This is a genomic window from Arsukibacterium sp. (assembly GCF_033722355.1).
Taxonomy (GTDB): Bacteria; Pseudomonadota; Gammaproteobacteria; order Enterobacterales; family Alteromonadaceae; genus Alishewanella.
Genome location: NZ_JAWVZF010000175.1, coordinates 1 through 5,599 on the forward strand (window position 1 = coordinate 1; position 5,599 = coordinate 5,599).

Annotated in this window: 6 protein-coding genes; 5 read left to right on the forward strand and 1 reads right to left on the reverse strand. The window is 51.7% G+C overall.

Annotated elements, in window-relative coordinates:
* On the forward strand, positions 1-1,383 hold a 1,383-nt coding region (locus tag R3177_RS12805), incomplete at its 5' end, for an SH3 domain-containing protein (RefSeq protein ID WP_318971420.1).
* An 11-nt stretch (positions 1,384-1,394) separates the two neighbouring features.
* Positions 1,395-2,489 carry a dipeptide epimerase gene (locus R3177_RS12810; RefSeq protein WP_318971421.1) on the forward strand — a complete coding sequence of 365 codons (1,095 nt, stop codon included), beginning with the start codon at positions 1,395-1,397 and terminating at the stop codon, positions 2,487-2,489.
* Between the two features lie 41 nt (positions 2,490-2,530).
* Here R3177_RS12810 and R3177_RS12815 read toward each other — a convergent pair whose 3' ends face one another.
* Entirely contained in the window at positions 2,531-3,376 is an 846-nt protein-coding gene (locus tag R3177_RS12815; RefSeq protein ID WP_318971422.1) for a MurR/RpiR family transcriptional regulator, read from the reverse strand.
* A 394-nt stretch (positions 3,377-3,770) separates the two neighbouring features.
* On the opposite strand from R3177_RS12815, the gene mraZ reads away from it, so the two are divergent.
* Genes mraZ through ftsL form a run of 3 tightly spaced genes read left to right on the forward strand, consistent with a single transcriptional unit; the run spans position 3,771 to position 5,497 of the window.
* Positions 3,771-4,235 (forward strand): division/cell wall cluster transcriptional repressor MraZ, encoded by a 465-nt coding sequence (mraZ, locus tag R3177_RS12820; protein ID WP_318971423.1) that lies wholly within the window; start codon positions 3,771-3,773, stop codon positions 4,233-4,235.
* Complete coding sequence (rsmH, locus tag R3177_RS12825) at positions 4,236-5,192, forward strand: 16S rRNA (cytosine(1402)-N(4))-methyltransferase RsmH (RefSeq protein WP_318971424.1); 957 nt, start codon at positions 4,236-4,238, stop codon at positions 5,190-5,192.
* Complete coding sequence (gene ftsL / locus R3177_RS12830) at positions 5,189-5,497, forward strand: cell division protein FtsL (RefSeq protein WP_318971425.1); 309 nt, start codon at positions 5,189-5,191, stop codon at positions 5,495-5,497. Before rsmH ends, ftsL begins: the two co-directional genes overlap by 4 nt.
* Positions 5,498-5,599 lie beyond the last annotated feature (102 nt).

Consider the following 5,599-nt stretch of genomic DNA (forward strand, 5'->3'; position numbering starts at 1 on the left):
AGCAGCGGTTTTCAGGAAAACGTTTATGCGAAGTCAGATATTCCAATGTTAGAGCCCGAACATCTTAGTGCCGACTTCTGGCTGGCAAAAGTCACCGATGCAGATCGGCTATTGTTAACCGAGGCGCAAATCAGCACGGCAAATAATGATACCTTCGCCAGGCAGAGTGAGATGACCAGGCTGGCAGAGCTGCCACCAAGCTTAACGGCAGCTGCATTGACAGCAATGATCAGTAAAGCTAGTGCATCGGCAGACCAGCTGCGCTTTTATGGTAATGGCCAGGCAGTAACCGCAGCAAATTGGCAGAGCTACCGGCAAAACCTGAATACTGAGGCGGTGCATGCGGTTAACCCGGTCCGCTTTGGCCTGGTGGTAAAGCGGACAGATTTGCGCAGCATGCCAACCGAAGACAGGGTGCACAATCAACAGATGGCACTGGATTTAGACCGCTTTCAGGAGACCGCGCTGTTCCCGGGAGAGCCGGTAGCGGTATTGCATTTAAGTCGCGATAACCACTGGCTGCTGGTGCAGAATTATCACTATACCGGTTGGGTAAAGGCGGTCGATGTGGCCATTGGCAGCCGGCAACAGGTACTTCAGTACAGTGAACAAACACCGTTTTTGCTGGTAACCGGCGCAAGGGCTTACACCAGCTATACCCCGACGCTACCGGCCATTTCACAATTGCTGCTGGATATGGGAACCCGGCTGCCGCTGTTAACTACGGATGACACCGGCCATAATGTGCATGGCCAGAACCCGCATGCCAGTTATATTGTAAAGCTGCCACTGCGAAATGCTGATGGCAGCCTGGCGTTTACGCCGGCACTGATTGCCCGCCAGCAGGATGTCAGGGTCGGTTACCTGCCTTATACCACGGCAAACGTTCTGAAGCAGGCCTTTAAGTTTCTCGGTGATCGTTATGGCTGGGGTCATGACTATGACAGCCGGGACTGCACCGGTTTTATTATCGAAATTTACCGCAGCTTTGGCTTTTTAAAGCCACGTAACTCCGGTCAGCAGGGCGAGGGCAGCTATGGCCGCAATATCCGCTTCAGCGGCCAGAGTAGTCACTCCGACAAACTGGATGCCATTAGCCAGGCAGAGCCGGGCGATCTGATTTATCGTCCCGGTCATGTCATGCTCTACCTGGGTAGCGATAACGGTGAGCCATTTATCATTCATTCCGTGCATGATCTGGCCTATTTTGCTGATAGCAGCGTTAATGGTAACACCGTTGCGAGCAGCGGCGGTGCAACAGCGGCGCCGCCGCTTTATCAGGGCATATTAAATGGGGTGGCGGTAACGCCGTTAACCCCACTGCGGCTTTCAGCCGACAGCAGTTATCTGGATAAAATATACGCGATTAAATCGTTGCGTTAACCGAGGCACCTATGAAAATTACCGACATCCGGCTGGGCATGCTGACCATACCACTGAAAACCCCGTTTAAAACGGCGCTGCGCACGGTGCAGCAAATCGAAGATATCGTGGTAATGATTGAAACCGACACCGGCCACATTGGTTACGGTGAAGCCCCGGCCACTGCCGTGATTACCGGAGATATTCATGGCTCAATCATTGATGCGATAAAAAGCGTGTTAAAGCCCAAGCTGGTTGGCCAGCAGATTGCCGATTTAAACCATATTATCCGGCTTATTCAGGGCGCTATTATGAAAAACTACAGTGCCAAAGCCGCAGTCGAAATGGCAGTGTATGATTTATTTGCCCAGTTATATCAGGCGCCGCTGTATAAAATTCTCGGTGGTGGCGTACCAAAAATAACCACTGATATTACCATCAGTGTCGACTATATCGATAAAATGGTAGCCGATTCACTCAGTGCCATCGACCGCGGTTTTGAAACCCTGAAAGTAAAAGTAGGCAAAGATATCGGCGTGGATATTGAGCGGGTTAAAGCCATTTATGCGGCAGTGGCCGGTAAAGCCTTAATCCGGCTTGATGCCAATCAGGGCTGGACTGCTAAAGAAGCGGTCTATGCATTGCGGAAACTGGAGGATGCCGGCGTCAGGCTGGAGCTGGTGGAGCAGCCGGTGAAAGCTTACGATCTTGAAGGCTTAAAATATATTACCGAGCGGGTGCATACCCCGGTGATGGCTGATGAAAGCAGTTTCGGGCCGCGCGAAGTTATCGAGCTGATTAAAATGCGGGCGGCCGATATTATCAATATTAAACTGATGAAAACCGGCGGCATTGCCAATGCGATTAAAATTGCTGATATTTGCTCATTTTATGATATGCAGTGCATGATAGGCTGCATGCTGGAGGGTAGCATCAGTGTCGCCGCTGCGGTGCATGTGGCCGTGGCCAAATCTGATGTGATTACCAAAATAGATTTAGATGGCCCGTCGCTTTGTGCTTACGATCCGGTTCGCAGCAGTGTTAATTTTAACGATGCCGATATTACGATTGGTAATGCGCCGGGGCTGGGTATCAGTGCTATCGATGATTTAGTGATGCTGGAGTGATGGTACAAACCCCGACTGTTGCCCGGACTGCTGCCCCGGGTTCAGGGTTTTTCCAGCAGGCCGAGTAGTTCGGTACTCTCAGTCAGCGCTAAATCGTTATTCTGCCACTGGCAGAGTTGTAAATACAGCATATGACACAAATGCTGCTGGGCCAGCTGCGTCAGTAGCGGGTTTAAGCGGATGTCTTCCTCGGCACTTAAGGTAAACAAGGTAATATCAGCTGCCAGACTCTGAGCATTGGTTTTATAGCTGGTCAGTGAGATAATTTTCAACTGGCGGCTTTTGGCGTAATGCTCCAGTTTCAGTAAATCATTGTTCTGACCGGAGTCGGAGACCAGCACTAACACGCTGGTATCGGTTAAACTGCGCGCCAGTTGCAACGCCAGTGCCGGATCAGCATGATGCAACGCCAGCTTGCCCAGCTGCAGCAAGCGAAATTGCATATCCGCCACGACGATGGCTGATTTGGCGAAGCCTGCCAGCAGTATTTTATCGGCTTTTTGCAGCAACCGCGCCGCCTGCAGCAGGGTTTTTTCATCGTTAATAGTCAGTAAGGTGCGCAAATGCTGCTGCAGACTGAACTGCAACTGCTCGCCAATACCCAGTAAGCTGCCGTCGTCGTTGCTCTTGTCAGCCTGATCCCGGTTCAGCGTGCTGGCCGTCACCACGGCTTCATTGATCGCCAGTTTCAGATCGGGATAACCTTTGTAGCCCAGTTTCTGGCAAAACTTCACCACACTGGACTGACTTATCCCAACGGCGTCAGCTAATTGCTGCGACGAGTAATCGCGCAGCATATGGGCATTGTCCAGAATAAACTCGGCCAGCTTGCGCTCTATAACCGACATCTGATCCAGCATGCCACGTATCTTTAGTAAACTCAGCATAGGCGGTTATCTTAAGCTCAACCGGCCCGTCAGCCGGTTATAAAAAATTAGTTATGCGATATGTAAAATTATATTGAATAATTTATTCGGCAATAGCAAGTTTTCTGCTGAAAAAGCCACCACAGGAAAAATAATTCCGGGCTGTCCGGCACTGACATTTCTGATAGCCACCACTTTTCCCCACCAAAATCATCAACTTTACCGAAGCGCCCGAATTTACTGGATCTATATCGATCAACAGACTCGGTTTTTACCTTGACATTGGTCAAAGCAGAGCCCTAAACTGTATCGTTGTGGGGATTTGTGGGTAATTGTGGATCATTTTGGAATTGTCCAATCGATTCAGACGGTGCTGTGCTGAAAAACACAGCCCGATTAACCAGGCAGATAAGTTATGTTTCGTGGCTCGTTTACACTGACATTGGATGATAAGGGACGGTTAGCGCTACCTGCGCGTTACCGGGAAATCCTGCTGTCTGAAAATCAGGGCCATCTTATTTGTACCATCGACTTACATGACCCCTGCTTATTATTGTATCCGCTGGCAGAGTGGGAAGAAATAGAAGAAAAACTGAAGTCGCTGTCCAGCTTAAATCCGCAGGAACGTCGCTTGCAACGCTTGTTGCTGGGCAATGCCACTGACTGCGATATGGATAAAAATGGCCGGATTCTGGTGCCTGCGCCGCTGCGCCAGCACGCCGGCCTTGCTAAAAACATCCGGCTGGTGGGCCAGCTGAATAAATTTGAAATCTGGGACGAGGCCGCCTGGCATGATCGCTTAACCGCTGATATTGAGCTGGAACAGGCACAGGCAGGCAACGTTGAATTATCTGAACGATTACAGGACTTTGTACTGTAAATGACAAGCCATGCTCATATCTCTGTCTTGCTGCAAGAAGCACTGGACGGACTTGCAATAAAAGCCGACGGGATATACCTGGACGGCACTTTTGGGCGTGGCGGCCACAGCAGGGAAATTCTGAACCAACTTGGCCCCAACGGCCGTTTATATGCGATTGATCGCGATCCCGCCGCCATTGCTGCTGCAGCCCCACTGCAAGCTGATGCGCGTTTTCATATCACCCATACCCCCTTTGCCGCCCTGGCAACCGTGGCTGAGCAACATCAGCTCAGTGGCAAATTAGACGGCATTTTACTGGATTTAGGCGTCTCCTCCCCGCAACTGGATGATGCCGATCGTGGTTTCAGCTTTATGCGGGACGGCCCGCTTGATATGCGGATGGACCCCGGTAGTGGTATGTCGGCAGCCCAGTGGCTGGCGACTGCCGATGTTGAAGATATCAGTTTTGTGCTGCGCGAATATGGCGAGGAAAAGTTTGCCTGGCGGATTGCTCAGGCCATAGTGGCAGCCAGGGCTCTGAGCCCGTTTACCCGCACGGCTCAGCTGGCAAAGCTGATTAGCGACACTGTGCCCAAAAGCCATAAAGAGAAAAAACACCCGGCTACCCGCAGCTTTCAGGCTATCCGCATTTATGTCAACAGTGAACTGGAGCAGGTGAGTCAGGCACTGCATGCGGCGATGGCTGTGCTCAAACCCGGCGGCCGGCTGGTGGTCATCAGTTTTCATTCACTGGAAGACCGGCTGGTGAAGCAGTTTATGCGGCGTTACTCCAAAGGCGAGCCGGTACCCCGGGGTATGCCGTTAACCGATGCGCAGCTGAATCAGGCGATTCCGCTGAAGCTGATTGGCAAGGCGCTGATGCCATCGGAAGCTGAGCTGGCGGCTAACCCACGGGCGCGAAGTGCTGTGCTGCGGATTGCCGAAAAGCAGGCCGGTGTGGAGCAACCCGTATGAGCCAGATCCAGCTTGAACGATTAATCAGTCAGGACTGGCGGCAGCATAAGCTGGCTGGGGTGTTGTTGCTGGCCTGTATTGCGTCAGCGCTGGCGGTGGTTTATCTGGCGCATTTAAACCGCCAGCTGACTATTGCTCAGGACACCTATTATCAGCAGCGCGATCAGCTTGATACCCAGTGGCGCAATTTGCTGCTGGAGCAACGCTCGCTGGCTGAGCATAGCCGGGTCGAAGATATCGCCAGGCGGCGCTTGAATATGCAGCGTCCCAGTGGCGAGCGCGAAATTATGGTGAGGCAGCAATGACAGCTAAACCAGCAAAAAGCCAGGCAAAAGCCCGTCAGTATCCGTCAGTTATCAGCTGGCGTTTTGCGTTTGTTATGGTCATGCTGATCTCGGTATTTGTGG

Excerpts from the sequence above, each read along its gene's own strand:
- R3177_RS12810 (WP_318971421.1), top strand. The coding sequence starts at position 1,395 with ATGAAAATTACCGACATCCGGCTGGGCATGCTGACCATACCACTGAAA.
- R3177_RS12815 (WP_318971422.1), bottom strand. The coding sequence starts at position 3,376 with ATGCTGAGTTTACTAAAGATACGTGGCATGCTGGATCAGATGTCGGTT.
- mraZ (WP_318971423.1), top strand. The coding sequence starts at position 3,771 with ATGTTTCGTGGCTCGTTTACACTGACATTGGATGATAAGGGACGGTTA.
- rsmH (WP_318971424.1), top strand. The coding sequence starts at position 4,236 with ATGACAAGCCATGCTCATATCTCTGTCTTGCTGCAAGAAGCACTGGAC.
- ftsL (WP_318971425.1), top strand. The coding sequence starts at position 5,189 with ATGAGCCAGATCCAGCTTGAACGATTAATCAGTCAGGACTGGCGGCAG.